At 70.0% G+C, this 23,041-nt stretch carries 22 protein-coding genes, 1 pseudogene and 1 riboswitch; of the genes and pseudogenes, 10 read left to right on the top strand and 13 right to left on the bottom strand.

The features are described from left to right. Window positions 1-13 precede the first annotated feature (13 nt). From OHA77_RS35825 to OHA77_RS35805, 5 genes and pseudogenes are all read right to left on the bottom strand, one after another. A complete protein-coding gene (locus OHA77_RS35825; RefSeq protein WP_406313692.1) occupies window positions 14-1,264 on the bottom strand; it encodes an MFS transporter in 1,251 nt (416 codons plus the stop codon). Next, window positions 1,264-1,938, bottom strand: a complete 675-nt coding sequence (locus tag OHA77_RS35820; protein ID WP_406313691.1) for a pyridoxal-phosphate dependent enzyme — start codon at window positions 1,936-1,938, stop codon at window positions 1,264-1,266. The genes OHA77_RS35825 and OHA77_RS35820 overlap by 1 nt, the downstream gene beginning before the upstream one ends. A 79-nt stretch (window positions 1,939-2,017) precedes the next feature. Beyond that, a pseudogene (locus OHA77_RS35815) lies at window positions 2,018-2,323 on the bottom strand (pyridoxal-phosphate dependent enzyme); the annotation flags it as partial. Window positions 2,324-2,406: 83 nt separating this feature from the next. Further along, window positions 2,407-2,790: a hypothetical protein gene (locus OHA77_RS35810; protein ID WP_326823774.1), complete on the bottom strand. Its 384-nt coding sequence runs from the start codon at window positions 2,788-2,790 to the stop codon at window positions 2,407-2,409. A gap of 127 nt (window positions 2,791-2,917) precedes the next feature. Beyond that, window positions 2,918-4,225, bottom strand: a complete 1,308-nt coding sequence (locus OHA77_RS35805; protein ID WP_406313690.1) for an aminotransferase class V-fold PLP-dependent enzyme — start codon at window positions 4,223-4,225, stop codon at window positions 2,918-2,920. 301 nt (window positions 4,226-4,526) lie between these two features. On the opposite strand from OHA77_RS35805, the gene OHA77_RS35800 reads away from it, so the two are divergent. Then, window positions 4,527-5,726, top strand: coding sequence for a cytochrome P450 (locus tag OHA77_RS35800; protein WP_406313689.1), 1,200 nt, complete (start codon window positions 4,527-4,529; stop codon window positions 5,724-5,726). 4 nt (window positions 5,727-5,730) lie between these two features. Then, the gene (locus OHA77_RS35795) at window positions 5,731-5,955 is read left to right on the top strand and encodes a ferredoxin (RefSeq protein WP_406313688.1); all 225 of its coding nucleotides are present in this window, start codon (window positions 5,731-5,733) and stop codon (window positions 5,953-5,955) included. On the opposite strand, the gene OHA77_RS35790 is transcribed toward OHA77_RS35795, so the two are convergent. Continuing rightward, window positions 5,941-7,098 (bottom strand): alpha/beta hydrolase, encoded by a 1,158-nt coding sequence (locus OHA77_RS35790; RefSeq protein ID WP_406313687.1) that lies wholly within the window; start codon window positions 7,096-7,098, stop codon window positions 5,941-5,943. The two genes, OHA77_RS35795 and OHA77_RS35790, sit on opposite strands and share 15 nt — an antisense overlap. 287 nt (window positions 7,099-7,385) lie before the next feature. On the opposite strand from OHA77_RS35790, the gene OHA77_RS35785 reads away from it, so the two are divergent. The 3 genes from OHA77_RS35785 to OHA77_RS35775 all read left to right on the top strand — a co-directional run bounded on the left by OHA77_RS35785 (window position 7,386) and on the right by OHA77_RS35775 (window position 9,445). Then, entirely contained in the window at window positions 7,386-7,943 is a 558-nt protein-coding gene (locus tag OHA77_RS35785; RefSeq protein WP_406313686.1) for a GNAT family N-acetyltransferase, read from the top strand. Between the two features lie 183 nt (window positions 7,944-8,126). Beyond that, window positions 8,127-8,951: a sirohydrochlorin chelatase gene (locus OHA77_RS35780; RefSeq protein WP_406313685.1), complete on the top strand. Its 825-nt coding sequence runs from the start codon at window positions 8,127-8,129 to the stop codon at window positions 8,949-8,951. 86 nt (window positions 8,952-9,037) lie between these two features. Then, the gene (locus OHA77_RS35775; protein WP_406313684.1) at window positions 9,038-9,445 is read left to right on the top strand and encodes a nitroreductase family deazaflavin-dependent oxidoreductase; all 408 of its coding nucleotides are present in this window, start codon (window positions 9,038-9,040) and stop codon (window positions 9,443-9,445) included. A 20-nt stretch (window positions 9,446-9,465) separates the two neighbouring features. Here OHA77_RS35775 and pgeF read toward each other — a convergent pair whose 3' ends face one another. Next, window positions 9,466-10,164, bottom strand: coding sequence for a peptidoglycan editing factor PgeF (gene pgeF / locus OHA77_RS35770; protein ID WP_406313683.1), 699 nt, complete (start codon window positions 10,162-10,164; stop codon window positions 9,466-9,468). An 86-nt stretch (window positions 10,165-10,250) separates the two neighbouring features. Here pgeF and OHA77_RS35765 point away from each other — a divergent pair, with 86 nt between their 5' ends. Continuing rightward, window positions 10,251-10,616, top strand: coding sequence for a PH domain-containing protein (locus OHA77_RS35765; protein ID WP_326823782.1), 366 nt, complete (start codon window positions 10,251-10,253; stop codon window positions 10,614-10,616). 51 nt (window positions 10,617-10,667) lie between these two features. Here OHA77_RS35765 and glgA read toward each other — a convergent pair whose 3' ends face one another. Beyond that, complete coding sequence (gene glgA, locus OHA77_RS35760) at window positions 10,668-11,846, bottom strand: glycogen synthase (protein WP_406313682.1); 1,179 nt, start codon at window positions 11,844-11,846, stop codon at window positions 10,668-10,670. Window positions 11,847-11,894: 48 nt separating this feature from the next. On the opposite strand from glgA, the gene glgC reads away from it, so the two are divergent. Then, window positions 11,895-13,121, top strand: coding sequence for a glucose-1-phosphate adenylyltransferase (glgC, locus tag OHA77_RS35755; RefSeq protein WP_326823784.1), 1,227 nt, complete (start codon window positions 11,895-11,897; stop codon window positions 13,119-13,121). 128 nt (window positions 13,122-13,249) lie between these two features. Here the strand turns inward: glgC and OHA77_RS35750 are convergent, their stop codons facing one another. Further along, window positions 13,250-13,861: a hypothetical protein gene (locus OHA77_RS35750; protein ID WP_406313681.1), complete on the bottom strand. Its 612-nt coding sequence runs from the start codon at window positions 13,859-13,861 to the stop codon at window positions 13,250-13,252. Between the two features lie 299 nt (window positions 13,862-14,160). Between OHA77_RS35750 and OHA77_RS35745 the strand changes: the two genes are divergently transcribed. The 3 genes from OHA77_RS35745 to OHA77_RS35735 all read left to right on the top strand — a co-directional run bounded on the left by OHA77_RS35745 (window position 14,161) and on the right by OHA77_RS35735 (window position 17,199). Next, window positions 14,161-14,916, top strand: a complete 756-nt coding sequence (locus OHA77_RS35745) for a TetR/AcrR family transcriptional regulator (protein WP_406313680.1) — start codon at window positions 14,161-14,163, stop codon at window positions 14,914-14,916. 10 nt (window positions 14,917-14,926) lie between these two features. After that, complete coding sequence (locus tag OHA77_RS35740) at window positions 14,927-15,301, top strand: VOC family protein (RefSeq protein WP_406313679.1); 375 nt, start codon at window positions 14,927-14,929, stop codon at window positions 15,299-15,301. Between the two features lie 326 nt (window positions 15,302-15,627). Further along, window positions 15,628-17,199, top strand: coding sequence for a hypothetical protein (locus OHA77_RS35735; protein WP_406313678.1), 1,572 nt, complete (start codon window positions 15,628-15,630; stop codon window positions 17,197-17,199). Here the strand turns inward: OHA77_RS35735 and OHA77_RS35730 are convergent. The 4 genes from OHA77_RS35730 to OHA77_RS35715 all read right to left on the bottom strand — a co-directional run bounded on the left by OHA77_RS35730 (window position 17,196) and on the right by OHA77_RS35715 (window position 22,968). Further along, window positions 17,196-18,251, bottom strand: coding sequence for a mechanosensitive ion channel family protein (locus tag OHA77_RS35730; protein WP_406313677.1), 1,056 nt, complete (start codon window positions 18,249-18,251; stop codon window positions 17,196-17,198). The genes OHA77_RS35735 and OHA77_RS35730 overlap by 4 nt on opposite strands. 60 nt (window positions 18,252-18,311) lie before the next feature. After that, window positions 18,312-19,307 carry a ribonucleotide-diphosphate reductase subunit beta gene (locus tag OHA77_RS35725; protein ID WP_406313676.1) on the bottom strand — a complete coding sequence of 332 codons (996 nt, stop codon included), beginning with the start codon at window positions 19,305-19,307 and terminating at the stop codon, window positions 18,312-18,314. 26 nt (window positions 19,308-19,333) lie between these two features. Then, complete coding sequence (locus tag OHA77_RS35720; protein ID WP_406313675.1) at window positions 19,334-21,541, bottom strand: ribonucleoside-diphosphate reductase subunit alpha; 2,208 nt, start codon at window positions 21,539-21,541, stop codon at window positions 19,334-19,336. Between the two features lie 198 nt (window positions 21,542-21,739). After that, window positions 21,740-21,944, bottom strand: a riboswitch (cobalamin riboswitch). Continuing rightward, window positions 21,943-22,968, bottom strand: coding sequence for a Bug family tripartite tricarboxylate transporter substrate binding protein (locus OHA77_RS35715; RefSeq protein WP_406313674.1), 1,026 nt, complete (start codon window positions 22,966-22,968; stop codon window positions 21,943-21,945). Its footprint overlaps the riboswitch before it by 2 nt. Window positions 22,969-23,041 lie beyond the last annotated feature (73 nt).

Here is a 23,041-nt window from a genome sequence, read left to right as displayed (position 1 = left end):
ACCCCTGCCGAGCTCAGGCCCGGGAGCGGTTGCCGGGCGGCGCCGGAGAGGCCGGCTCCCGTTCCCCCTCCCCCGGGGTGAGCCGACCGCGGCGGCCGAGACGGTGGACGGCGAGCGCGCACGCGGCCCCCAGCGCCGACAGGACGAGCCACGGCAGTGCCGTGGATCCGCCGTCCAGCAGCAGGCCGGTCAGCAGGTTCCCCAGGGCGATGCCGATCCCGGCCACGGTGTTGTAGAGGCCGTAGTGCGTGGCCACCAGCCGGCCGCCGGCCAGCGAGACGACGGTGTCCATCTCGAAGGGGTAGATCAGCGTCGTGGCGAGGGTCAGCAGCACCGTGCAGAGCAGGACCGCGCCCACCCGGGGCACGGTGGCGTGCGGCCATGCCGTACCGGTCAGCGCCAGGGGCAGGAAGGCCGCCGCCATGAGAAGCAGACCGCGGGTCATGGCCTGAGGGTGGGACCAGCGACGCCGGGCCCGGTCGGTGACGCGGAGCTGACCGGCGATGGCCACGACGGCCGACAGCACGAACAGCACGCTGACGGCACCTGCGCCGTCCAGCTGCAGCGGGAGCGCCAGATACAGCTGGAACGACAGTACGTACGACCCGGCCATCGCCAGCGAGAACAGCAGGAACGACCGGCCCGACAGCACGGTCCGCCAGTCGGCGAACACTCCGCCGCCGGCGGTGGCGTCACCGGCCCGGCACCGTGGCAGCGCGCGGACCTGGAGCACGGTCAGCGCCGCGAAGACGGCCGCCGCGGTCAGGCAGGCCAGCCGGAAGTCCACCGCGACCAGGGCCAGCCCGATGAGCGGCCCCACCAGGATGCCGGCCTGATAGAAGACGTTGAACAGGGCGAACGCCTCCACCCGGCGGTCGGCGGCGTCATGGGCGAGGTAGGCGCGGACGGCCGGGTTGAACAGGGCTCCGGCGAACCCGGTCGCGGCCGAGGCGACCAGCAGCGCCGGTAGCGAGTCGACCAGTCCCAGCAGGGCGAAGCCCGCGGTGCGCAGCAGGCATCCGGCGACGATGACGGGCTTGTAGCCGAGCCGGTCGGCCAGGGTGCCGCCGAGCAGGAACAGGCCCTGCTGACTGAGGTTGCGCACCCCGAGCACCAGCCCGACCGTCCAGGCGGCCATGCCCAGTCCGCCGGACAGGTGGCCGGCCAGGTAGGGCATCAGCATGTAGAAGCCGATGTTGATGGTGAGCTGGTTGAGCATGAGCAGCTGGACGCTGCGGTCGAAGGAGCGCAGACGTCGCCACATCAGGAGCTCACCACTGTGGCGCAGCGGGTCCAGCGCGACACCTCGGCGTCGCCGGGGTGGGCGATCTCGTCGGGCTCGTCGGCGGGAGGGCGGTCGAGCAGGTTGTATGCGGAGCAGTAGGCGTCGTCGAAGACCGTGGTGTAGTAGCGGGCGGGCCCGTCAGGAAAGATCGCCACGATGCGGGTGTGCGGGGGCAGCACGCGGGCGTACCACGCGGCGACCACGGTGACGGCTCCGACGCTCCAGCCTCCGGTGGTGTAGTGGGTGGCGGCCAGTCGGCGACTGGCCCACACCGCCTCGTGCGGGGCGACCCAGTGCACCTCGTCGAACGCGTCGTAGGCGACGTTGCGCGGGCGGATGCTGCTGCCGAGACCGCGCATCAGCCGGGGCCGCGCCGGCTGTCCGAAGATCGTCGACCCGGTGGCGTCCACGCCGATCAGGCGGGTACGCGGGGAAAAACGGCGCAGCACGTCGATGATGCCCGCCGAGTGTCCTCCGGTGCCGACGCTGCACACCAGCACGTCGACCCGGCCCACCTGGGTGATCAGCTCGTGGGCCAGCCCCGCGTAGGCGTCGACGTTGTCGGGGTTGTCGTACTGACGGGCCCAGTAGGCCTCCGGATGGGCTCTGAGCAGCTCCTCCACCCGGTCCAGGCGGGCCTGCTGCCAGCCCACCCACCGGGTGCGGCTCGGTGACGGTCTCGATACATGTGCCGTAGGCGGCCAGCATGCCGTGCACGATGGCCTCCATACCGGGGTCGGAGACCACCGTGACCGGGTGGCCGTACACGATTCCGGCCAGGGCGAGCCCCAGTCCGAAGGTCCCGGAGCTGGAGTCGACGATCATCGCGCCCGGCGCGAGCTCGCCGCGGGCACGGGCACGCTGGACGATGTACAGCGCGGGACGGTCCTTGAGCCCGCCGGGGTTGGCCCCCTCCAGTTTGGCCCAGAACGCCCGGCCCTCTGGGGCGAAGGGTTCACCGATCCGGCAGACAGGTGTCCCTCCCACCAGGTCGGCGAGGCGGGGCGATTGGGCGTGGACGGTGGAAACAGACGACATGATGCACCCTTACATTGGTCGTGGGTCGGTGACGGCACGTCGGTGAGCGGCCCGTCCCGGTGGACGGCGACGCCCGGCGCGCGTCAGCAGCGACAGACCTCCAGGGTGTGGGTGAGCACGGACCGCGCCCGGTGTCCATCCGGCGGGGCCCTGCCCGACCGTCCGAGCAGGGGCTGGGCCGGGGACATGGCGGCGGCGCCGGCCTGGGTGAGGATGGAGACCACCTGGACCGGCGGCGCGGACCATACGGCAGGGAGCACGCATTCGACCGCATGCGCCTGTTCGCAGTGGTGGTCCTGCGACGACGGATGGGAATCGGCGGTGACGGCCGCCTCGGCCCGGCACAGCCGGTCCTTGTAGGGGATCGCGGCGTGGCTCCACATGTGGATCACCGTGATGATTCCGAGCAGCAGGACAAGCCACACGGCCACGCGTGGCTTGCTCTGGGCCTCGCACTTCATACTCATATCTAGTGACTTAATGTACTCATGTCACTACAGAATGTTAAATCGGGGAGGCTCGCCCCGGATCGGGCGGCCTTCCCAGAGAGCCGTCACGACGGCGAACCGGGCCGGCTTCCTGACCATGACCCCGTCAGCGGCGGAAACGCCGGGCGAGGTCCCGCACCGCCACCGCGAGCAGGTCGACGTCGGCCTGCGAGGTGAAAAGCGCCGGGGTCACCCGGACGCAGTCCCCCTTGACGGGCCCGCCCCGCCGTACCGTGAAGATCCGGTAGCGCTCGAACAGCTCCGTGGTGAGCGCGACGTTGTCGGCCTCCGAGACACGGCCGGTTATCCGGAACGCGGTGATCGTCCCGTACATGGCGGGCTCCTCGGGGGTCAGGATCTCCACGTTGGGGATGTCCCGCACCTGGTGGACCCAGCGGTCACGCAGGAAACGCAGACGCGCCTGCTTGACCCGCGCTCCCAGCGCGTCATGGAAGTCCAGGGCGGTGTCCACCGTGAGCACCGGCGCGATGTCCAGAGTGCCGGAGTGGACGCGCGAACGGATGTCGTCGGCGGGATAGGTCTCGTCGGCGTAGGCCAGGTCGACGTCGGCCAGGCGATCCTTGCGGATATAGAGGAACCCGCTTCCCAGGGGCGCCCCCATCCACTTGTGCAGGGAGAACCCGGCGAAGTCAGCACCGAGGTCACCCATGGTGAAGTCAAGCTGTCCCCACGAGTGGGCGGCGTCGACGATGACGTCGACGTTCCTGCCGCGGGCCATCTCGATGATCTCCCGTACCGGCAGCACGAGGCCGGTGCGGTTGTTCATGTGGCTGAGCAGGAGCAGCCTGACCCGGGGATGGTCGCGCAGAGCCCTGTCGTAGGCGTCCAGCGACGCCTGACGGGTGGCCGGCTCGGGGACGACCATCCGCTCGACGCTCACCCCTCGCCGGTCGCGCAGCCAGTTCATGGCGTACTGCATGCTGTGGTAGTCGAGATCGGTGTACATCACCGCGTCCCCCGGGCGGAGCCTGCGATACCCGGCGATCAGATCCTGCAGGGCCTCTGTGCCGCCGCGGGTGAGAGCGATCTCCTCCCTGAGCACGCCGAGGACGGTGGCGATGCGCTGCCTCACCTGGTCGGCCCTGGCCTTGTAGGTGGTGCGCAGCAGATAGGAGTTCTGCTCGTTCAGGTGGTCCACGTTGCGGTGGTAGGCCCGGTGCACCGGCTCGGGCATGATCCCGTAGTAGCCGTTCTCCAGGTTGACGAAGTCCGGGCTGACCCGGTATTGCCGTGCGACGGTCTGCCAGAAACCCTCGTTCCCGGCCAGCCGGTCGGGTGCGACCCCGGCGGGAACGACCGGCGGCCCCAGGGGGGGCGACGCGGCGGCGGGCGCCACCGGAACGAGAGCGGTGGCCAGCCCACCGAACCCGGCGACCACCTGACGTCTGGACATGACCATCGGAACACTCCACGCGGGGCGGTGGGGATCCACCCGCGGCGGAGCCTTGGATGAGTCCTCACGATCGGTCTCCAGTCTGCGCCGGACCCGCCTCCAGGGTCCGCATCCCCGCCGTACGGGCGTGGCGTGGCACGTCGCGCCGCCGGGCGAGTGTGCCGAACGGCCCAGCGCGTCCGCGCCGCCGGCCTCGGACACCGTCCACCTCTCCGCCGGTGGGCGCCACGTCTTCGTGGCCCGGCTTCGTCCTTCTTTAGAGGGGTATGAAAGTCCGGGTCCAGCTGTGAGGAGACGTGCCATGACCGAGGCCCTGTCCAGTCCGGTGACATTTCCGATGACCCGCGACGACCCCCTGAGCCCGCCGGAGGCGGCACGCCGGTTGCAACAGGAGGGGGCGCTGCACCGGATGACCTTCGCCGACGGGCACCTGGGCTGGCTGGCGACCCGCCACTCCACCGCCCGCGCCGTGCTCGCCGACGACCGGTTCAGCAACCGCGCGGAGACCACACATCCGCCGATCTCCAACGCCCTGGCCCAGCGCGAGAACCGGCAGATCCCGCCGGGGTTCTTCCTGCGGATGGACCCGCCCGACCACACCCGGTACCGGCGGCTGCTGACCGGGCAGTTCACGGTGCGCCGGATGCGGCAGCTCGAACCGCGGATCGCGCAGATCACCTCCGACTGCCTGGACGCCATGGAGAAGGGCGACCGGCCGGTGGACCTGGTGCAGGCCTTTGCCCTGCCGATCCCGTCCCTGGTGATCTGCGAGCTGCTCGGCGTGCCGTACGCGGACCGCGTGCAGTTCCAACGGGACTCGGCCGCGCTGCTCAGTCTCGAATCCTCCGCCGAGCAGGTGACCGCGGCGCTGACCGACCTGATGACCTACCTGCACGAGCTGGTGCTCCGCAAGCGGGCCGAACCCGGTGACGATCTGCTCAGCGGCCTCGTGGCGGGTGGGGAGCTGGACGAGTGGGAGCTCAGCGGGGTCGGCCTGCTCCTGCTCGTCGCCGGACACGAGACGACCGCGAACATGCTCGGGCTCGGCACCTTCGCGCTGCTGCGCGACCCCGCCCAGCTGGCTCTGCTCCGCGACGACCCGGCGGTGACCGAGAGCGCCGTCGAGGAGCTCCTGCGCTATCTCACGATCATTCACATGGGCCCGGTCCGAACCGCGTTGGAGGACGTCGAGATCGACGGGCAGGTGATCAGAGCCGGTGAGGCGGTGGCGTTCTCGCTGCCCGCGGCCAACCGCGACCCGGAGCGGTTCGACGCCCCCGATGCCCTCGACCTCACCCGGCCGCCGACGGGCCATCTCACTTTCGGCCACGGCATCCACCAGTGTCTGGGCCAGCAGCTCGCCCGCGCCGAGATGCGCATCGCCTATCCGGCGCTGCTGCGCCGTTTTCCCGGCCTACGGCTGGCCGTACCACCCGAGGAGATTCCCATGCGCTCCAATATGGCCATCTACGGTGTGCACCGGCTACCGGTCATCTGGTAGATCATTGAAAGAGGATCACCTGTTCGAGGAGGAGAACATGAAGATCACGGCGGATACCGAGGTCTGCATCGGAGCCGGCATGTGCGCGCTCACCGCGCCGGAGGTCTTCGACCAGAGCGAGGAGGAGGGGACCGTGGTGGTGCTGGACGGCGAGCCGCCCGCCTCGTCGGAGGCGGCGGTCCGCCGTGCCGTACAGCTGTGCCCCTCGGGAGCCCTATCCGTCTCCTGACGGAGTGGCGAGGTGGACGGCCCGCGCGTCAGGGGCGGCGTTCAGGGGCTCGCGGGCCGGGTCCGTGGTCCCCACGTCGGTGATCACTCCGGCCGTCGCCCGCCAGATCGGGGAGGCGGGGTCGATGACGTCGAAATGGTCACCTGACATTTCGAGATACGTCACCTGGTCGCCTGCCGCCTGGGCGGCCCGCGCGTATCGTCTGCCCAGGTCGACCAGGTCCAGGTCGTCGCCGCCGCCCTGCACGATGAGCTGGGGCACCCCCAAGGGAAGACGCTCCAGCGGGCTGGATCGTCCGTAGATCTCGGGCACCTCCGCCGCCGGTCCGCCGAGGGCGGCGGCGACTGCGCCGGAGCTGAGGTGCCTGCGGTCGCCCTCCACCAGGTCGAGGACCCCGGCCAGCGAGACGGCGAGGGTGATCCGGGGGTCGTCGGCCGCGGCGCGGAGGGCGAGCTGCCCTCCCGCCGAATGGCCGACCACCACGATCCGGCCGGCCGCGCCCTCGGCCGCCCGGCCGATCGCCTTGGCGACGTCCTCGGTCGTCGCGGCCCAGCCGTGCAGGTCGGGACGTCGGTATTCGAGGTTCCAGGCGGCGAATCCCCGGTCGGCGAGGTCGACGCAGAGCGCGTCCATCAGGTCCGCACCCCAGATCGAGCGCCAGTAGCCGCCGTGCAGCAGCACCGCGACGGGCGTCGATCCGGTGGTCTCGCGCGGCAGCCGTACGTCCGCCCACTGGTCGGGATGGTCACCGTAGGCGACCCGCCGCGCGGGCCGGCGCAGCCGGTGGACGGCGTGCCTGATCGCCCAGGTCAGTCCCCATATTCCCCGCCCGTGCAGATAGCCGCCCGCCGGACCGTCCGCGGGCGTGGCGGGTGAGGTGTCCTGCTTGGTCACGTCGAGCCAGACCGCCTGGGGATGCTCGGCGTACAGACTCCGGATCTCGGGGTCCGGCCCGGGCAGGACGACCAGGGCGCCGGGGAAGTCCAGGGTCTCCCGGAAGCCGGACAGGTCGGAGGCGGACACCACCTCCCCGCTGACGCCGAGAGCGGCGAACTCCCGGTCCGCCACCTCGGTGACCAGCCGGAGATCCGCGACCAGCCCGGGGCCGGTGACCACGAGCGCGTTGGGATTGGGAGAGATCATCCGTTTATTCTGCTCCATCCCATCCGAATCTATGGCCTCGGCATGTATGCCTTTGCCAGCAGCTCCTCCGCGCCTGCGTCGAGATCGACAAGCTGGGAGCGCTCCCCGACGGCATCACCGTCTACGCTCCGGGAAACTCCGACATCGTCCCGTCGAAGTGACACTCGCGTCCCGTAGCGGGACACATCCGTCGCAAGCCGCCGGTGAAGTTCCGTTTGTTACTTTTGAGATACTTGTCAAGCGGAACATCTCTAGCCGTGGGACTGCTGAGGCGTTAGCGTCTGCGCATGCGCCAGGTTGAGATCTCCGGTAAGAGGCTCCGGCTGAGGGAAGTCACCGTCGCCGACGTGGACGCGTTGCACGCCGTCTACGGCGACCCGACCGCGACCGAGCACCTGCCATTCGATCCCCGCACCCGTGAAGAGGTCGAGGGGCTGGTCGCCGAGGCACTGAAGGCCGCGCAGGCCGACCCCCGGCGGCTGTACGTGCTCGCGGTGATCGACCTGGACGACGAGGAGACCATCGGCGTCGCCCGGCTGCACGTCGAGGCCGACCACCCGCACAGCGCGGAGATCGGCCTCGGCCTGCGCCCCGACCACTGGGGCCGGGGCATGGGCACCGACCTGATCCGGCTGATGCTGACATTCGGCTTCCGGGACCTGCGCCTGCACCGCGTCTGGGGTGCCCGCTCCCCCGCCAACACGGCCGCCCAGCTCGCGATGCTCGTAGCCGGGATGGTCGAGGAGGGCAGGATCAGGCATCACGTCCGGGCCCGCGGCGCCTGGCGCGACTCCATCGTCCACTCGGCCCTGGAGGACGAATGGGAGGGGCACCGGGACGCCTGACCGGCCGGGCCGGGAGCCGCCGGCGGCCGGGGTCTCCGATGGTCGGCGTCGACCCCGGATGCACCGCTCGTCGTGCCCGGCATGGAGCCGCACGACGTAAAACTCCGCCACAGAGGATGTCGTGACGGAATTGCTGCCGTTTTTCACAACAAAGAGAGTGAAATGGGCCTAGAGTCCGCGCATGTGAGTGAGAGTTCCATCCTCCCCGTACGCGGACGCGCCGTCCGACCCTCCGGCCGGCACCGCAGGCCCGTGCCGTCCCAGCTCCCGCCCGAGGCCCCCGCCCTGGTGCTGGCCACACTCGGCGACGCCACCGGCGCCGCCGCCGAACTGGCCGCCCTCATCCGGGGCGACCATCCACAGATCGAGGTCCATCTGTCCGGACTCGGCGAGGACGGTAAAGCCCTGACCACCGCCCTTGAGGAGGCCGCCCGTGAGCGTCCCGCGGACGGTGTCGCCGCCATCGTGGTACCGCTCCTGACCGGACCGCACCCGGTCGCGGACCGGGTGATCGCCGCCGCGGTCGCCGCCAGCGGGTCGTCCGTGACGGTCACCGAATCGCTCGGGCCGCATCCGCTGCTCGCCGAGGCCCTGCACATCCGCCTGGCCGAGAAGGATCTGGCGAGGGCGGACCGAATGCGGCTGCTCAACGTCTCCAGCCCGGTCGACGCGGTGATCCTCGCCACGGTCGGCGGTGAGAAAGCCGCAGTGGAGGCGCAGTCGACGGCGGTGCTGCTGGCCTCCCGGCTGACGCTCCCCGTCCTGGTCGCCTCTCTCGACAGCGCGCCCGGCGTCGGCGAGGCGGCCGAGCGGCTGCACGGCATCGGCGCCCAGCGCATCGCCCTGTCCCCGTGTGCCATCGGCCCCGAGATGCCCTCCGGCCTGGTGACCGAAGCGGCGGCCGAGATCGGGGCCGACTGCGCCGACCTGCTGGGCGCGCACGGCCTCATCGCCGACCTCGCCGCCCGCGCCTACGGGAGCGTGCTGGCCGCGGACCGGCAGGCGTGAAGCGCGGACCGGCATAAGTCGCGGACCGGCGTGAGAGGTCCCCTCGGCTGGGTAATGAGATCTCATACTCACCGAGGGGACCGACCATGCTGTTCGGAAAAGAACACGTTGACCGTTACCGTGCCACCGACGGTGCCGAAGGGCACGAATGGCAGGGCACCACGGCTCTGATCCTGACCACGACGGGCCGCAAGAGCGGCGAACAGCACGACACCCCGCTCATCTACCAGCGTCACGGAGCCGACTACCTCGTCGTGGCGTCCAAGGGCGGAGCCGACGCCCCGCCGAGCTGGTATCTCAATCTGCAGTCCAACCCGGAGGTCGAGGTCCAGGTGCTGGGCGACCGGTTCACGGCCCGGGCCCGCACCGCCACCGCCGAGGAGAAGCCGGAACTCTGGCCGATCATGGCGGCTGCCTGGCCGGCTTACGACGAATACCAGACGAAGACCGACCGCGAGATCCCGGTGGTCGTGCTGGAACGCGTCTCATCCTGATCCGGCGTGCTCGCCGGTGCTCAGTCCTCCAGCCAGATGTAACCGGCGAAACGGCCGGTCGTCCGGTCACGGCGGTGAGAGAACAGGTCGGGGGTCTCCATGGTGCAGCGTGTGTCGTGGGTGACCTCGCCGACGCCCGCCTTGGCGAGCTGCGAGGTGATGGCGGCGCGCAGGTCGAGGGCGGGGGTGTCCTGGCGGGTGATCGACCACGCCTCGGGGAGGACGGCGGCGACCTCGTCGCGCATCTCGGCGGGAACCTCGTAGCAGGTGCCGCAGGCCATCGGGCCGATCAGGGCGGTCATGTCCGCCGGGCCGGCACCGTGCGCGACCATCGCGGCGACCAGGGCGGGGACCACCCCGAGGACGGTGCCGACCCGCCCGGAGTGCGCGGCCCCGACCAGGCCGGCCCGCGGGTCGGCCAGCAGGACGCAGGCGCAGTCGGCGCCCAGCGCGGCCAGACCGAGACCGGGCACATCGGTGAAGATCCCGTCCAGGGGCGGCGGGTCGTCGCCGAAGGGCTCGCTCACGTAGCGGACGTCGGCGCTGTGGACCTGCCGCATGAACACGACCCGGTCCAGTCCGAACTCGGCCGCGGTCCTGGCCCTGTTGGCGGCGACCGCCTCCAGGTCGTCTCCGGAGCCGGCTCCGAGGTTGCGGGTGCCGTACGGCGCGGCACTGACGCCGCCGTGTCGGTCGGTGATCCTCGTCTGAACGTTCACGGCCCCGACCTTACCCGCCCCGAGGAACCTCCCTCTTGGGACGTTCGTTACTCAAGTACGCGGATCCCCGAGAGATTGCGAGCGTCATGGCACAGGTCGCGTATGACCGGAAGGAACAGCTCCAGCAGATCGAGAGTGGTCTGATGCCGGGTGAGCAGATCATCGCCGTCTACGACGCCATCGGCGCCGGGACCGGCTTCCTGGGCCTCACCGACAAGCGGGTGATCGTGCAGGACAAGTCCTTCGTGGGCAAGAAGATCGCCATCACGAGCATTCCCTACGGGAAGGTCTCAGCGGTCAGCGTGGTGAGCAACAAATCCCTCGCCGGCTCGTTCTTCTCTTCCGGAGCCATCGCCATCCACGTGGGCACCCACACCTACGAGGTGGAGTTCCGGGGCGACAACAAGGCCCACCACGTCCACAACGTGATCCTGCACTTCATCAGCGGCTGAGACCACCGGGTGACCCCGCCGGGGCCGGTGACGACGGCCCCGGGCGGGTGGTCAGGGTCTGAGGACCGACCGGTAGAGATCCATCGTCCGCTCGGCGATCCGCTCCCAGGAGAAGTGCTGCACGGCACGGGCCCGCCCGGCTCGGCCCATCTCCGCGGCGAGCGCCGGGTCGGCGAGCAGCCGGTTGACCTGCCCGGCGAGGTCGGCGGCGAACCGTCCGGGATCGTCGGGGGTGCCGTCGGCGGCGGACGCCTCGATCGGGACCAGCAGTCCGGTCGAGCCGTCGGCCACGACCTCGGGGATGCCGCCGGTGGCGGTGGCCACCACAGCGGTCTCGCAGGCCATCGCCTCCAGGTTCACGATCCCCATCGGCTCGTAGATCGACGGACAGACGAACACGGCCGCGTGGGTGAGAATCTGGATCACCTCGGGACGCGGGAGCATCTCCGAGATCCAGATGACGCCCTCCCTGTCCAGTCCCCGGACGAGCGCGGTGACCTCGGCGGAGATCTCCGGCGTGTCGGGGGCGCCCGCGCAGAGCACCAACTGGGCGTCGGGATGGAAGTCCCTGGCCGCGTGAAGCAGGTGGACCAGGCCCTTCTGCCGGGTGATCCGTCCCACGAACACGACGTACGGCCTGCCCGCGTCGATACCGTGCTTGGCCAGGACGCCGGTCTCGCGGTCCGGGGTGTACTCACCGGTGTCGATCCCGTTGTGGATCACCGAAACTTTTTCCGCGGCGATTTCGGGATAGCTGGTGAGCACGTCACGCCGCATGCCCTCGGACACCGCGATGATCGCGTCCGCGCTCGCCAGCGCGCCGCGCTCGGCCCACGACGACAGCGTGTAACCGCCGCCGAGCTGCTCGGCCTTCCACGGGCGCAGCGGCTCCAGGCTGTGCGTGGTCACCACGTGTGGCGTGCCGTACAGCATCTTGGCCACGTGACCTGCGAAATTGGCGTACCACGTATGGCTGTGCACCAGATCCGCGCCCTCGCAGCCGGCCGCCATCTCCAGGTCCACACCAAGGACCTGGAGCGCGGCGTTGGCCGTCTCCAGGCCGGCGGGCACCCGATAGGCGTCCACACCGTGTTCGGGCCGTGATGCCCCGAAGCAGCGGACCCGGGCATCCGCCAGCCGGCGCAGCTCCCGGGCGAGGTATTCAACATGAACGCCGGCTCCGCCGTACACCTCGGGCGGATACTCACGGCTCAGCAGATCAACGCGCATATGATCAGCCTAGTGTTTCAGCCCTGTTCGTCAGGTTAAGGTCCTGATATGAGAGTCCTCGCGATCGTGCTCGCCGGCGGCGAAGGTAAGCGGCTGATGCCGTTGACGGCTGACAGGGCCAAGCCCGCGGTGCCCTTCGGGGGGATATACCGGCTCGTCGACTTCGTGCTGTCAAACCTGGCCAACGGCCAGTACTGGCAGATCGTGGTGCTGACGCAGTACAAGAACCACAGCCTTGACCGGCACATCTCCCGGACCTGGCGGCTGTCGTCGATGCTGGGCAACTACGTCACGCCGGTCCCCGCGCAGCAGCGGCTCGGACCGCACTGGTTCTCCGGATCGGCCGACGCCCTGTTCCAGAACCTGAACCTGATCTACGACGAGATGCCCGACCACGTCATCGTGTTCGGGGCCGACCACATCTACCGGATGGACCCCCGGCAGATGGTGACCCAGCACATCGACTCCGGCGCCGAGGTGACCGTGGCGGCGATCCGGCAGCCGCTGACCCTGGCCGACCAGTTCGGAGTGATCGAGACCGACCCCGCGGGGCGGCGGATCACGGCGTTCCGGGAGAAGCCCAAGGACGCGGTGGGCCTGCCGGACGCCCCCGATCAGGTGTACGCGTCGATGGGCAACTACGTCTTCAAGACCCAGGCGATGCTCGACGCGCTCCGGGAGGACGCTCTCGATCCCACCAGCAAGCACGACCTCGGCGGAGACATCATCCCGATGATGGTGAAGTCGGGCAGCGCGGAGGTCTACGACTTCGCCGACAACGTCGTGCCGGGGTCCACCGAGCGGGACCGTGGCTACTGGCGTGACGTCGGGACTCTCGACGCCTACTACGAGGCGCACATGGATCTCATCTCGGCGCATCCGATCTTCAACCTCTACAACAACCAGTGGCCGATCTACACCGGTCACGACCCGCTTCCCCCGGCGAAGTTCGTGCACAACGACGGGGACCGGGTCGGCCGGGCGATCGACTCGCTGGTCTCCGCGGGCGTGATCGTCTCCGGCGGCCTGGCGGAGCGCTCCATCCTCTCTCCCGGCGTGGTGCTGCACTCCCACTCCCAGGTCGAGGACTCGGTGCTGATGGGCAATGTGAAGGTGGGCCGCGGCGCCATCGTCCGCAAGGCCATCGTCGACAAGAACGTGATCATTCCGGACGGTGCCCGGATCGGTTTCGACCTCGAATACGACCGCAGTCGCTTCGCGGTGACCCGCAACGGCATCGTGGTGATCGGCAAGAACGAGATCGTCGAACGCTGACGCACACCCCGGAATCCCGATGCTCCGTGGGCGGCATCCCACCGGGCACGTGAGCTGCGAGACACCCCGGACCGGGTCTGCCCGGTCCGGGGGCCGCCCGGGGAATGGGCGGCCCGCGGACCGGCACGCTAGTTGAGCGAGGGCTTCTCCGGAAGCCGGTCGAGGATCGCCTGGAACATGGCGGCGTTCGACGTGGCCAGTGCGTCGACCCTCGTGCTCAGGTCATCGATCCGGCCCTCCAGCTTGTCGATCCGGCCGTTCACGATCGCGAACTGGTCGTCGATCGCGGTGAACCGGTCATCCATCGCCGCGAACCGATCGTCGATCGCGGCGAAGCGGTCGTCGATCGCGGTGAACCGATCGTTGATCGCCGCGAACTGGTTGTCGATCGCAGTGAACCGGTCATCCATCGCCGCGAACCGATCGTCGATCGCGGTGAAGCGCTTGTCGATCGCCGCGAACCGATCGTCGACCGCGGCGAACTGGGCGCGCATCTCGTCGCGGAGCAGGTCGACCTTGGTGTCGACCGCCGACACCCGGAGGTCGACCTCCGCCACTCGGCGGTCGACCTCCGCCACCTGGCTCTCGACCCGTCCGAGGCGCTCCGCCACCAGGTCCAGCCTGCCGTAGACAGGTGTCAGCGCGTCGTAGGCGCGGAGCGAGGCCCGCCGTCCGCAGTCGGCGCTGAGCACCATGAACTCGTTCTCCAAGCGGGTTACCCGCTCCTCCATCGTGGCCATGAGGATGTCCTCCGGATTCGAAATTCAACGTAGCCGGGATACGCCGGTGAGGACGGGAACTGGGGCGCGGGTCCTCACGGGAAGCCATCTTGGGGCCTTGCGGAGCTCTCCACATCCATCTCTCCGAGATCGGGACGAGCCACCCGCCATCAGAGGAGAAATCCCCTTCCAGGGGGGAAGACACGCCGGGCCGAGGTGAGCAAACCTTCCGACGGAGCAGCCGGATCGCAGTTGCGCACTCCTCCCTTCTCCCGAAAAATTCATTGACGGAGTGAGTACTCACTCCGCATGATGAATCCATGACAACCACCCCTCCCCGGCGCCGAGCGCCGGGCATGAGCCTGGAGCGGCGGCGCCACATGATCGTGCGGTCCGCCCTGCCCCTGGTCGCCGAGTACGGTGCCGCCGTCACCACCAGCCAGATCGCCAGGGCCGCGGGGATCGGCGAGGCCACGATCTTCCGGGCCTTCACCGACAAGGACGAACTGCTGGACGCCTGCGTGCTCGAGGCGCTCCGTCCCGACCACGTGCTGGAACAGCTCGCCGCGATCTCACTCGACCAGCCGCTGGTCGCCCGCCTGACCGAGGCCGCCGACGCCATGCAGGCGCATACGGCGCGGATCGGCACCGTCCTCGGCGCCCTGCACGCCGCGGGCCGCCGTTCCCGCGAACGCCGCGCTCCCGTCTCCCCCATGGACGGCCCGGCCGGGAACCCCGCGGACGGCCCGGCCGTCTCCTCCACGGAGAGTACGGTCCAGGACCCCGCGGGCGGCCCGGCGGAGGAGGGATCCACGGCCGGCCGCGTAGACGCGGCCCCCTCGCCGGACCAGGCAGGCAGGACACGTGTCCTGGACCGCGAGGACTCGGCCAGGCAGACCCACGAGGCGCTGGCCGACCTGTTCGAGCCCGAGCGCGACTCGCTCCGTCTCCCCCCGGAACGGCTGGCGACGATCTTCCTCCACCTGGTGACGTCCAGCGCCCGCCGTCCGCTGGGCGGCCCCCAGGTGAGCAACGACGACCTCGTGAACCTGTTCGTGCACGGCGCCCTGGCCTGAGAGGACCGCGATGACCGTCACCCTGAACCACACCATCGTCCCCGCCGTCGACAACGAGCGGGCCGCCCGGTTCTTCGCCGGCGTCATGGGGCTCACCTGCCTGCCGCCCGCCGGGGCGCGCGGCCACTTCGCCCCCGTCCGGGTCAACGACTCCCTGACTCTCGACTATCTGACCGTCGAGACCCCCGAGGGACACCACCTGGCCTTCGACGTGGACCCCGCCACCTTCGAGGGGATCCTCGCCCGTCTCCAGGAGGCCGGCGTGCCGTACGGCAACAGTCCCGCCGACCCCGCCAACGGCCGGATCGACCACCCGCTCTGTCCTCGCGGCCTGTTCTTCGTCGACGAGAACCACAACCTCTACGAGGTGATGTCCCCCGAGTGAGGAACGTCCCGGAGATCGGGGAACCTCGCGTCACGCGCGGCGGGACGGCCGGTCTGCGCCACGGCGGTGCGACGGCCGACGGGAGGCCCGGACCCGTCAGGGATCTTCACGAGATAGGTTCTCTCGTGACCCTCCCATGACCGTGCGGGCAGCGCACCCCCAAGCAAGTGAGGCCGGATGTTCGGAGTCATTCGCCCCTGCCGCGACCATTCCTGCCCGTCGTCGCATCAGGCCTGGATGGCACGCCTGTGCGGGCCGTGCCTGCCCCTGCGCGACGGGCAGGGTCAGGGGGCGCGACTGTGACCGCTGACGGGAAGAGGGCTCGAATGCGGCTGACGCGACCGTTCCGGCGGCTCGGCCCGGCGGAGCGGCAGGTCTGGGACGCCTACCCGACCGGCGCCTGGGTGGACCTGCGGACCGGGGACAAGGAGACCGACGACCCGGTGAACGGTCCGGCGTGGGGGCCGGACCGGACGGTCCGGGCGGAGGTCATCGCGGCGCTGCTACTCGGCGCGCGTGAGCCCGAGCCGGGCAGGACCGCCGGACTGCGACTGGCGGGCGCCCGCGTGACCGGGGAGCTGAACCTGTCCGACGCCGTCCTCACCGGCAAGCTCCACCTGCTCAACTGCCACCTCTCCGAGGTCGTCTCCCTCACCGACGCCACCACGTCCGGTGTGCGGTTCCGGGGTTGCGAGATGGAGCGGCTCCGGGCGGCCAGATGCACCGTCAACGGCCTGCTGGAGCTCGACGGCTCCACGGTCCGCAACGGGATCCGGCTGGACAACGCGCACGTGACGGGTCAGCTCCGGCTCTCCAGGGCGCGGCTTCACGCACCCGGTGAGCGGTTCCGGGCGAGCGAGAGCTGGCTGGAGGACGCCCGGCGGCCTTTCACCGCGGCGGAGATGAAGGAGCGGGGTCTCGGCCAGGACCAGTGGGCGGTGTGGGCGGGTGGACTGACCGTGGATGGCGGGGCGTTCCTGCGGGACATGCGCGTCACCGGCGGGCTCAGGCTGATCGGGGCGAAGTTCCACGGCGGGCTCTACCTGCAGAGATCGGTCATCACGGCGACCGGCTCGCATGCTGTGCAGGCCGACTTCATGGAGGCCGGGGCGGTGGAGTTCAGCGCGGGGTTCACCGCGAAGGGCACGATCCGGATGCGCAGCGCGCGTGTCAACGGCGTGCTCTCCTTCAGCGAGGCCACGCTGGAGGCCCCCGGCCGGACGCTCCACCTGAGCCATGCGCAGGTGGAGGAGCTGATCTGGCTGCCGACCTCCGTCAAGGGAGGGGTCAACCTCGGCTACTCCCGGATCGGTGTCCTGTTCGACGGCCCGGCGTCCTATCCGGACGAGGTCCGCCTCAACGGGCTGACCTACGAGGCGCTGCGCGGCCGATGGACCGTGGCGGAGCGGTTGGCGTGGGTGTGCCGCGACTCGGACGGCTACCGCCCCCAGCCGTACGAGCAGCTCGCCGCCTGGTTCCGCCGGATCGGACACGAGCCGGACGCCCGCCGGGTGCTGCTGGCTAAGCAGCGCCGGCGCCGGGGCACCCTCAGACCCACCGGCAGGTTCTGGGGTCGGTTGCTCGATCTGGTCGTCGGCTACGGCTACCGCCCCTGGCTGGCCGGGCTCTGGGTGGTGGTGCTGCTGGCCGCGGGGACCGCGGTCTTCGCCGCCGTTCCGCCCGCCCAGATCGACCCGGACGAGGTGCGGAGCTTCCAGCCGTTCGTCTACACGCTGGACCTGCTCGTCCCGGTGAGCGTCTTCGAACAGCGGGGAGCGTGGGAGCCGGTCGGCTGGACCCAGTGGCTGGCCTGGACCCTGGTCGCCTCCGGCTGGATCCTGGCCACCGCCCTGATCGCCGGAGCCGCCCGGGTGTTGCGCCCCAGCGCGGGCTCCTAGTGCTCCGACGGGCCGAACCGGGACAGCGGTTCGCTCTCCTGCACCACCCGGAAGCGGGGCAGCGACTCGGGGTACTTCTCCCGGATGAAGTTCACCATGTGCTCTCGCATGTCGCACTTGAGGTCCCAGGCGCTGGGCGAGTCGGCGGCGCTCATCAGGGCGCGCAGTTCGAGCAGTCCCCCGGGAAGGGTGTCGACGACCTGGAGGACCCAGTCCTTCTGGTCCCAGAGGGGGTGCTCACGCAGGGCGTGGTAGAGCTCGGTGCGGAGCTCCTCCACCGGGATCGACCAGTCCACCCGGAGCATGACCGCGCCGATCACCCGGCTGCCGTGCCGGGTCCAGTTCTCGAACGGGTTGGTGGTGAAGTAGGAGACCGGCAGCACCAGCCTGCGCTCGTCCCACAGGCGCAGCACCACGTAGGTGAGGGTGAGTTCCTCGATCCTGCCCCACTCGTCCTCCACCACGACCACGTCGTCCAGCCGGAGGGCGTCGCTGAAGGCGAGTTGCAGCCCGGCGAGCAGGTTGCCCAGGGTGGACTGGGCCGCGACGCCGACGACCACACCGGCGATCCCGGCGGAGGCCAGCAGTCCGGCGCCGAGCGCGCGCACCTGCGGGAAGGTGAAGAGCATCGCGCCCAGTGCCAGCACGACGACCACCGCCGTCGCCACCCGGCGGACCAGCGTGATCTGGGTACGGATCCGCCGGGCCCGCCGGTTGCGCTCGCCCTGGATGGTGACCAGCCGGTCCAGCACCACGTCGGTGACGGCGTAGGCGGCCTGGATGACCAGCCAGGTGACACAGCCGATCATGGCCAGGTTGAGGAACCGGTCGATCGCGTCGCCGACCGACCCTTCTACCATGCTCGGCCGGTAGAGGGTGTTGGCGGTCGCCACGACCGCCAGGGCGAACCCCGGCCAGGTGCAGCGGCGCACGAGTGGAGCGGCGAGGACCCACTTCTCGCCGATCAGCCTCCACCGCAACGCCCGCCGTACCATCTCCACGCACGCCACGGCGGCCAGCACGGAGGTGAGCAGGATGATCCATCTGGACACTGACGGCTTCCCCCTTCGTCGTCCGTTCCCAGTCGGAGTGCCCGGGGATTCACCGCGTAATCAGAATGCCTCGTCGAAAGACACATTCCCCTCAACAGCTACTTGATAGGCAGAAACACGACGTTCGAAGAAATTGGCCAGTTCCTGTACGTCCTGCAACTCCATGAACGCGAACGGGTTGGCGGTGCCGTAGCGGACGGGGAACCGGAGCCGGGTCAGCCGCTGGTCGGCCACATACTCCAGGTACTGCCGCATCTGGTCGACGCCCATCCCGGACAGGCCGTCGCCGCACAGGTCGGCCGCGAAGGCGAGTTCCGCGCTCACCGCCTCCTCGATCATCTGGGTGACCTGCGCGCCGAGCGCGTCGTCGAACAGGTCCGGCTCCTCGGCCCGTACGGTCTCCACCACCTCGAAGGCGAACTCCATGTGCATGGACTCGTCGCGGAAGACCCAGTTCGTCCCGGTGGCCAGGCCGCCGAGCAGTCCCTTGGAGCGGAACCAGTAGACGTAGGCGAAGGCGCCGTAGAAGAACAGCCCCTCGATGCACGCGGCGAAGCAGATCAGGTTGAGCAGGAAGGCCCGCCGGTCGTCCCGCGTCTCCAGCCGGTCCAGCCCGCCGAGCGAGTCGATCCACCGGAAGCAGAACTCGGCCTTGTCCCGGATCGAGGGGATGTGCTCGACCGCGGCGAAGGCCTTGACCCGCTCGTCGTGGTCGGGCAGGTAGGTGTCCAGCAGGGTCAGGTAGAACTGGACGTGCACCGCCTCCTCGAAGAGCTGCCTGCTGAGGTACAGCCGCGCCTCGGGAGCGTTGAGGTGCTGGTAGAGGTTGAGTACGAGGTTGTTGGCCACGATCGAGTCGCCGGTCGCGAAGAACGCGACGAGGCGGTTGATCAGATGGCGCTCCTGGGGCGTCATCTTGGCCAGGTCGGCCAGATCGGAGGTGAGGTCCACCTCCTCGACGGTCCACGTGTTGCGGATCGCGGCCCGGTAGCGCTCGTAGAACTCCGGATAGCGCATGGGCCGCAGCGTGAGGTCCATGCCAGGGTCGAGCAACATCAGGGGAAAACCTTTCGAAGAAGTGCTTACTGGCAGGCGTCGCAGTACTCGGGGTTCTCCAGAGAGCACGCGACGGCCTCCGGATCGAGCACGGCGACGGGCGCCGCCTGGGCCACCGTGGTCTGGGCGATCCGGGTCGCCGGGCGCGAGCGCAGGTAGTAGGTCGTCTTGAGACCGGCCTTCCACGCGTAGGCGTACATCGAGGACAGCTTGCCGATGGTCGGCGTGGCCATGAAGAGGTTCAGCGACTGCGACTGGTCGATGTACGGCGTACGGGCCGCGGCCAGGTCGATCAGCGCCTTCTGCGGCAGCTCCCAGGCGGTCCGGTAGAGCGTCTTGAGATCCTCCGGCATGCCCGGAACGTCCTGGACGGAGCCGTCGGCCCGCTTGATCGCGTCCCGGATCTGCGGGGTCCACAGGCCCCGCGCCTCAAGGTCGCGGACCAGATAGCGGTTGACCTGGAGGAACTCTCCCGACAGGGTCTCGCGTTTGAAGATGTTGGAGACCTGGGGCTCGATGCACTCGTAGCAGCCCGCGATGGAGGCGATGGTGGCCGTGGGCGCGATCGCGATCATCAGGGAGTTACGCAGGCCGGTCTCGGCGATCCTCGCCCTGAGCCGCTCCCACTCCGGCGACCGGCCGGCCCCGTAGTGGTCGGGATGGAGCACACCGCCGGCGGCCCGCGTCTCGGCGTAGGAGGGGTGCGGGCCCCGCTCGACGGCCAGGTCCGCGGAGGTGGCGTAGGCCGCCAGCGCGATCTCCTCGGAGATCCGGGTGGACAACTCCAGCGCCCGCGGCGAGTCGAACGGCAGCCGCAGCGCGAAGAGAACGTCGGCCAGGCCCATCAGGCCCAGGCCGATCGGCCGCCACCTCCGGTTGGCGGTCTCGGCCTCGGGGGTCGGATAGAAGCCCAGGTCGATGGTCCGGTCCAGGAACCGCACGGCGGTGCGGACGGTCCGGCGCAACCGTGCCCAGTCGACGTCCTCGCCGTCCAGGTGGGCGGCGAGGTTGATCGAGCCGAGGTTGCAGACGGCCGTCTCGGCGTCGCCGGTCACCTCGAGGATCTCGGTGCAGAGGTTGGACAGGTGGATGACGTTCTCGGGACGGGCCGTCTGGTTGGAGGTCCGGTTGGCCGCGTCCTTGAAGGTCATCCAGCCGTTGCCGGTCTGGGCGAGGGTGCGCATCATCCGGCCGTACAGGGACCGCGCCGGGACCTGCCTGACGTAGCGGCCCTCGGCCTCGGCGGCCCGGTACGCCTCCTCGAACGCGGTGCCGTACAGGTCGGTGAGCTGCGGGACCTCCTTGGGGTCGAACAACGACCACACGCCGTCGGCCTCGACCCGGCGCATGAACTCGTCGGGGACCCAGTTGGCCAGGTTCAGGTTGTGCGTGCGGCGGGCCTCCTCGCCGGTGTTGTCGCGCAGTTCGAGGAACTCCTCGACGTCGGCGTGCCAGGACTCCAGGTAGACGCAGGCCGCGCCCTTGCGGCGGCCGCCCTGGTTGACCGCGGCGACGCTCGCGTCCAGCGTGCGCAGCCACGGCACGATGCCGTTGGAGTGGCCGTTGGTGCCCTGGATCAACGAGCCGCGCGAGCGGACCCGGGTCCAGGCGACGCCGATGCCCCCGGCGTACTTCGACAGTCGCGCCACCTGCCCGTAGCGCTCGTAGATCGCCTCCAGTTCGTCGCGGGGCGAGTCGAGCAGGAAGCAGGAGGACAGCTGGGGCCTGCGCGAGCCGGAGTTGAACAGGGTGGGCGAACTCGGCAGATAGGACAGGGTGGCCATGAGCGCGTACAGCTCGGCGGCCTCCCCGACCGACTCCGACAGGCCGCAGGCCACCCGCAGGAAGAAGTGCTGCGGACGCTCCAGGACTTTGCGGGTCTGCGGATGACGGAGCAGGTAGCGGTCGTAGACCGTACGCAGCCCGAAGTACTCGAACCGGCCGTCGGCGTCCGGCGCCACCAGTGCGTCCAGCGCCTCGGCGTGGGTGGCCACGAAGGCGGCCAGGCCGTCCTGGATGAGCCCGGCCGCGTGCGTGGCGGCGATCGACTCGGAGAAGGTCCGCACGCCGTGCTCGGCCGCCTCGTCGGCGATCAGCTCCGCCAGCAGCCCGGCGGCGATCCTGGAGTTCTCCGGATCGGTGATCACCCGGGCGGCGGCCTCCTCGATGGCCAACCGGCGGGCAGCCGGGTCGTTACCGGTCTTCCCGGCGGCCTCGGCCAGAGTCTGTGTCACGTGATACCCCTCGCGCGCTCGAATTCCCCGTAGGGCTCCCGCCGGAAAAGCGCACGCGTCAAAGAACGGTCCCGGACATGCGGGACCGCCTCATTCCGCGGGCCCTCCCTCGAGGCCCTGGACAGTTTTCATGGTCGAGTCCGCCTCGCCTGGCACACCTCGGACCGCTTCACACGACCCTCAGCGCCCGGCTCGGCTCCCTCTCCCTGTGTCACCGGCAGGTCTTCGGACTCACGGGCGCCTGACACATGCCTACTGACCGTCGCTTCCCAGGCATGGCACGCCCAGTGCTTCGTGACGGTGGTCGTTCCCGTTCACCGCTGCGGGGCAGTCCCGGACTCACACCGGGTTCCCTCTTGCCTCGCCCTCGGAAGAAGGGCGAACCAGCAACGAGCAGGATCCTACATGTAGGGGCGCCGGACGCAACTACCCCAACAGCTTGTGGAAAAAGTGCTCAACAGGCCGAGTTCGTTGAGCACCTCCCGGGTGCGTCCGGTCTCCGTGACGAGCCACTGGCGGAAGTCGTCGCCGCTCAGGTAGACCCGGTTCCAGCCGTTGGCGACGCAGACGGCCCGCCAGCGGGGGGACGCGTCGATACGGTCACACAGAGCGACGGCCGCATCCCTGTCCTCGGCGCTCATGCCCCGAGGACCGAGGACGCCGCACCAGTCGGTGTACTCCAGACGGATGTCCAACTCCATCAGTGTCGGCGCGTCGATACCGTCGATCCGCTCGGCGGAGGAGACCATCAGCGGCCGCAGGCGGCCCGCGGCGATCTCGGGGACGAAGGATCGGGCGGAGCCCAGCAGGGCGGCCACCCGGCCGTCGTGAAGCGCCTGCGCCGCCTCGATCCCGCTGGCGTAGCCGGCATAGTCCAGCAGTCGGTTGTCCACCCCCAGGCACTTTCCGATCATGCCGTAGAGCACATGGTCGGAGCCTCCCTCCATCCGGCCCCCCACCGTCATCGTGGCGGGATCGCGGTGGAGCACCGCGGCGAAGTCCTCGAAGGCGCGAAGGCGCGAGCCGGCCGGGACGACCAGGGCCGCCCAGTCGCCGACCAGGCGGGCCAGGGGGGTGGTGGACTCCGCCACCGAGGCCGCGTTGGCGATCTCCGCCCCCGCGACCATGGGCATCCCGGTGAGAAGCATCCTGCCCTCGCGCGCGAAGGAGCCGCGGGCGGCGGGGAACGCACTCAGGGCGGAGGCGCCCAGGCCGCCGGGATGGTTGCTCACCTCGGCCGCCCGTGCCATCCGGTCCCCGGTCAGGACCATGGCCAGCGCGCGTGCGGCCCGGTCCCAGCCCTGCCCGCGCGCGGCGGGCGCGACCAGGGTCAGCCGGCCGGCCATGGGCGCGCGGGAGCCGCCGGTCCCGCAGCCGCCTGCGACCATGACCCCCAGGGCGAGCACGAGGAAGCGCCTGCGGTGCATAAGCGCCCCCTCCCCACGCCCCTTAATACCTTATGTTACATACGCATCACTTTCTGTCACAAATTGGGGGGTC

The organism is Streptosporangium sp. NBC_01639, from assembly GCF_045209755.1.
Taxonomy (GTDB): domain Bacteria; phylum Actinomycetota; class Actinomycetes; order Streptosporangiales; family Streptosporangiaceae; genus Streptosporangium.
The sequence above is the reverse complement of the archived record's forward strand: the minus strand, read 5'-3'. Positions and strand labels throughout refer to the sequence as shown.

Bases quoted from the DNA above. Each gene is read 5' to 3' on its own strand.
- OHA77_RS35825 (WP_406313692.1), bottom strand. From the start codon at position 1,264: ATGTGGCGACGTCTGCGCTCCTTCGACCGCAGCGTCCAGCTGCTCATG.
- OHA77_RS35810 (WP_326823774.1), bottom strand. From the start codon at position 2,790: ATGAGTATGAAGTGCGAGGCCCAGAGCAAGCCACGCGTGGCCGTGTGG.
- OHA77_RS35805 (WP_406313690.1), bottom strand. From the start codon at position 4,225: ATGTCCAGACGTCAGGTGGTCGCCGGGTTCGGTGGGCTGGCCACCGCT.
- OHA77_RS35800 (WP_406313689.1), top strand. From the start codon at position 4,527: ATGACCGAGGCCCTGTCCAGTCCGGTGACATTTCCGATGACCCGCGAC.
- OHA77_RS35790 (WP_406313687.1), bottom strand. From the start codon at position 7,098: ATGATCTCTCCCAATCCCAACGCGCTCGTGGTCACCGGCCCCGGGCTG.
- OHA77_RS35785 (WP_406313686.1), top strand. From the start codon at position 7,386: ATGCGCCAGGTTGAGATCTCCGGTAAGAGGCTCCGGCTGAGGGAAGTC.
- OHA77_RS35775 (WP_406313684.1), top strand. From the start codon at position 9,038: ATGCTGTTCGGAAAAGAACACGTTGACCGTTACCGTGCCACCGACGGT.
- OHA77_RS35765 (WP_326823782.1), top strand. From the start codon at position 10,251: ATGGCACAGGTCGCGTATGACCGGAAGGAACAGCTCCAGCAGATCGAG.
- glgA (WP_406313682.1), bottom strand. From the start codon at position 11,846: ATGCGCGTTGATCTGCTGAGCCGTGAGTATCCGCCCGAGGTGTACGGC.
- glgC (WP_326823784.1), top strand. From the start codon at position 11,895: ATGAGAGTCCTCGCGATCGTGCTCGCCGGCGGCGAAGGTAAGCGGCTG.
- OHA77_RS35750 (WP_406313681.1), bottom strand. From the start codon at position 13,861: ATGGCCACGATGGAGGAGCGGGTAACCCGCTTGGAGAACGAGTTCATG.
- OHA77_RS35745 (WP_406313680.1), top strand. From the start codon at position 14,161: ATGACAACCACCCCTCCCCGGCGCCGAGCGCCGGGCATGAGCCTGGAG.
- OHA77_RS35740 (WP_406313679.1), top strand. From the start codon at position 14,927: ATGACCGTCACCCTGAACCACACCATCGTCCCCGCCGTCGACAACGAG.
- OHA77_RS35735 (WP_406313678.1), top strand. From the start codon at position 15,628: ATGCGGCTGACGCGACCGTTCCGGCGGCTCGGCCCGGCGGAGCGGCAG.
- OHA77_RS35725 (WP_406313676.1), bottom strand. From the start codon at position 19,307: ATGTTGCTCGACCCTGGCATGGACCTCACGCTGCGGCCCATGCGCTAT.
- OHA77_RS35715 (WP_406313674.1), bottom strand. From the start codon at position 22,968: ATGCACCGCAGGCGCTTCCTCGTGCTCGCCCTGGGGGTCATGGTCGCA.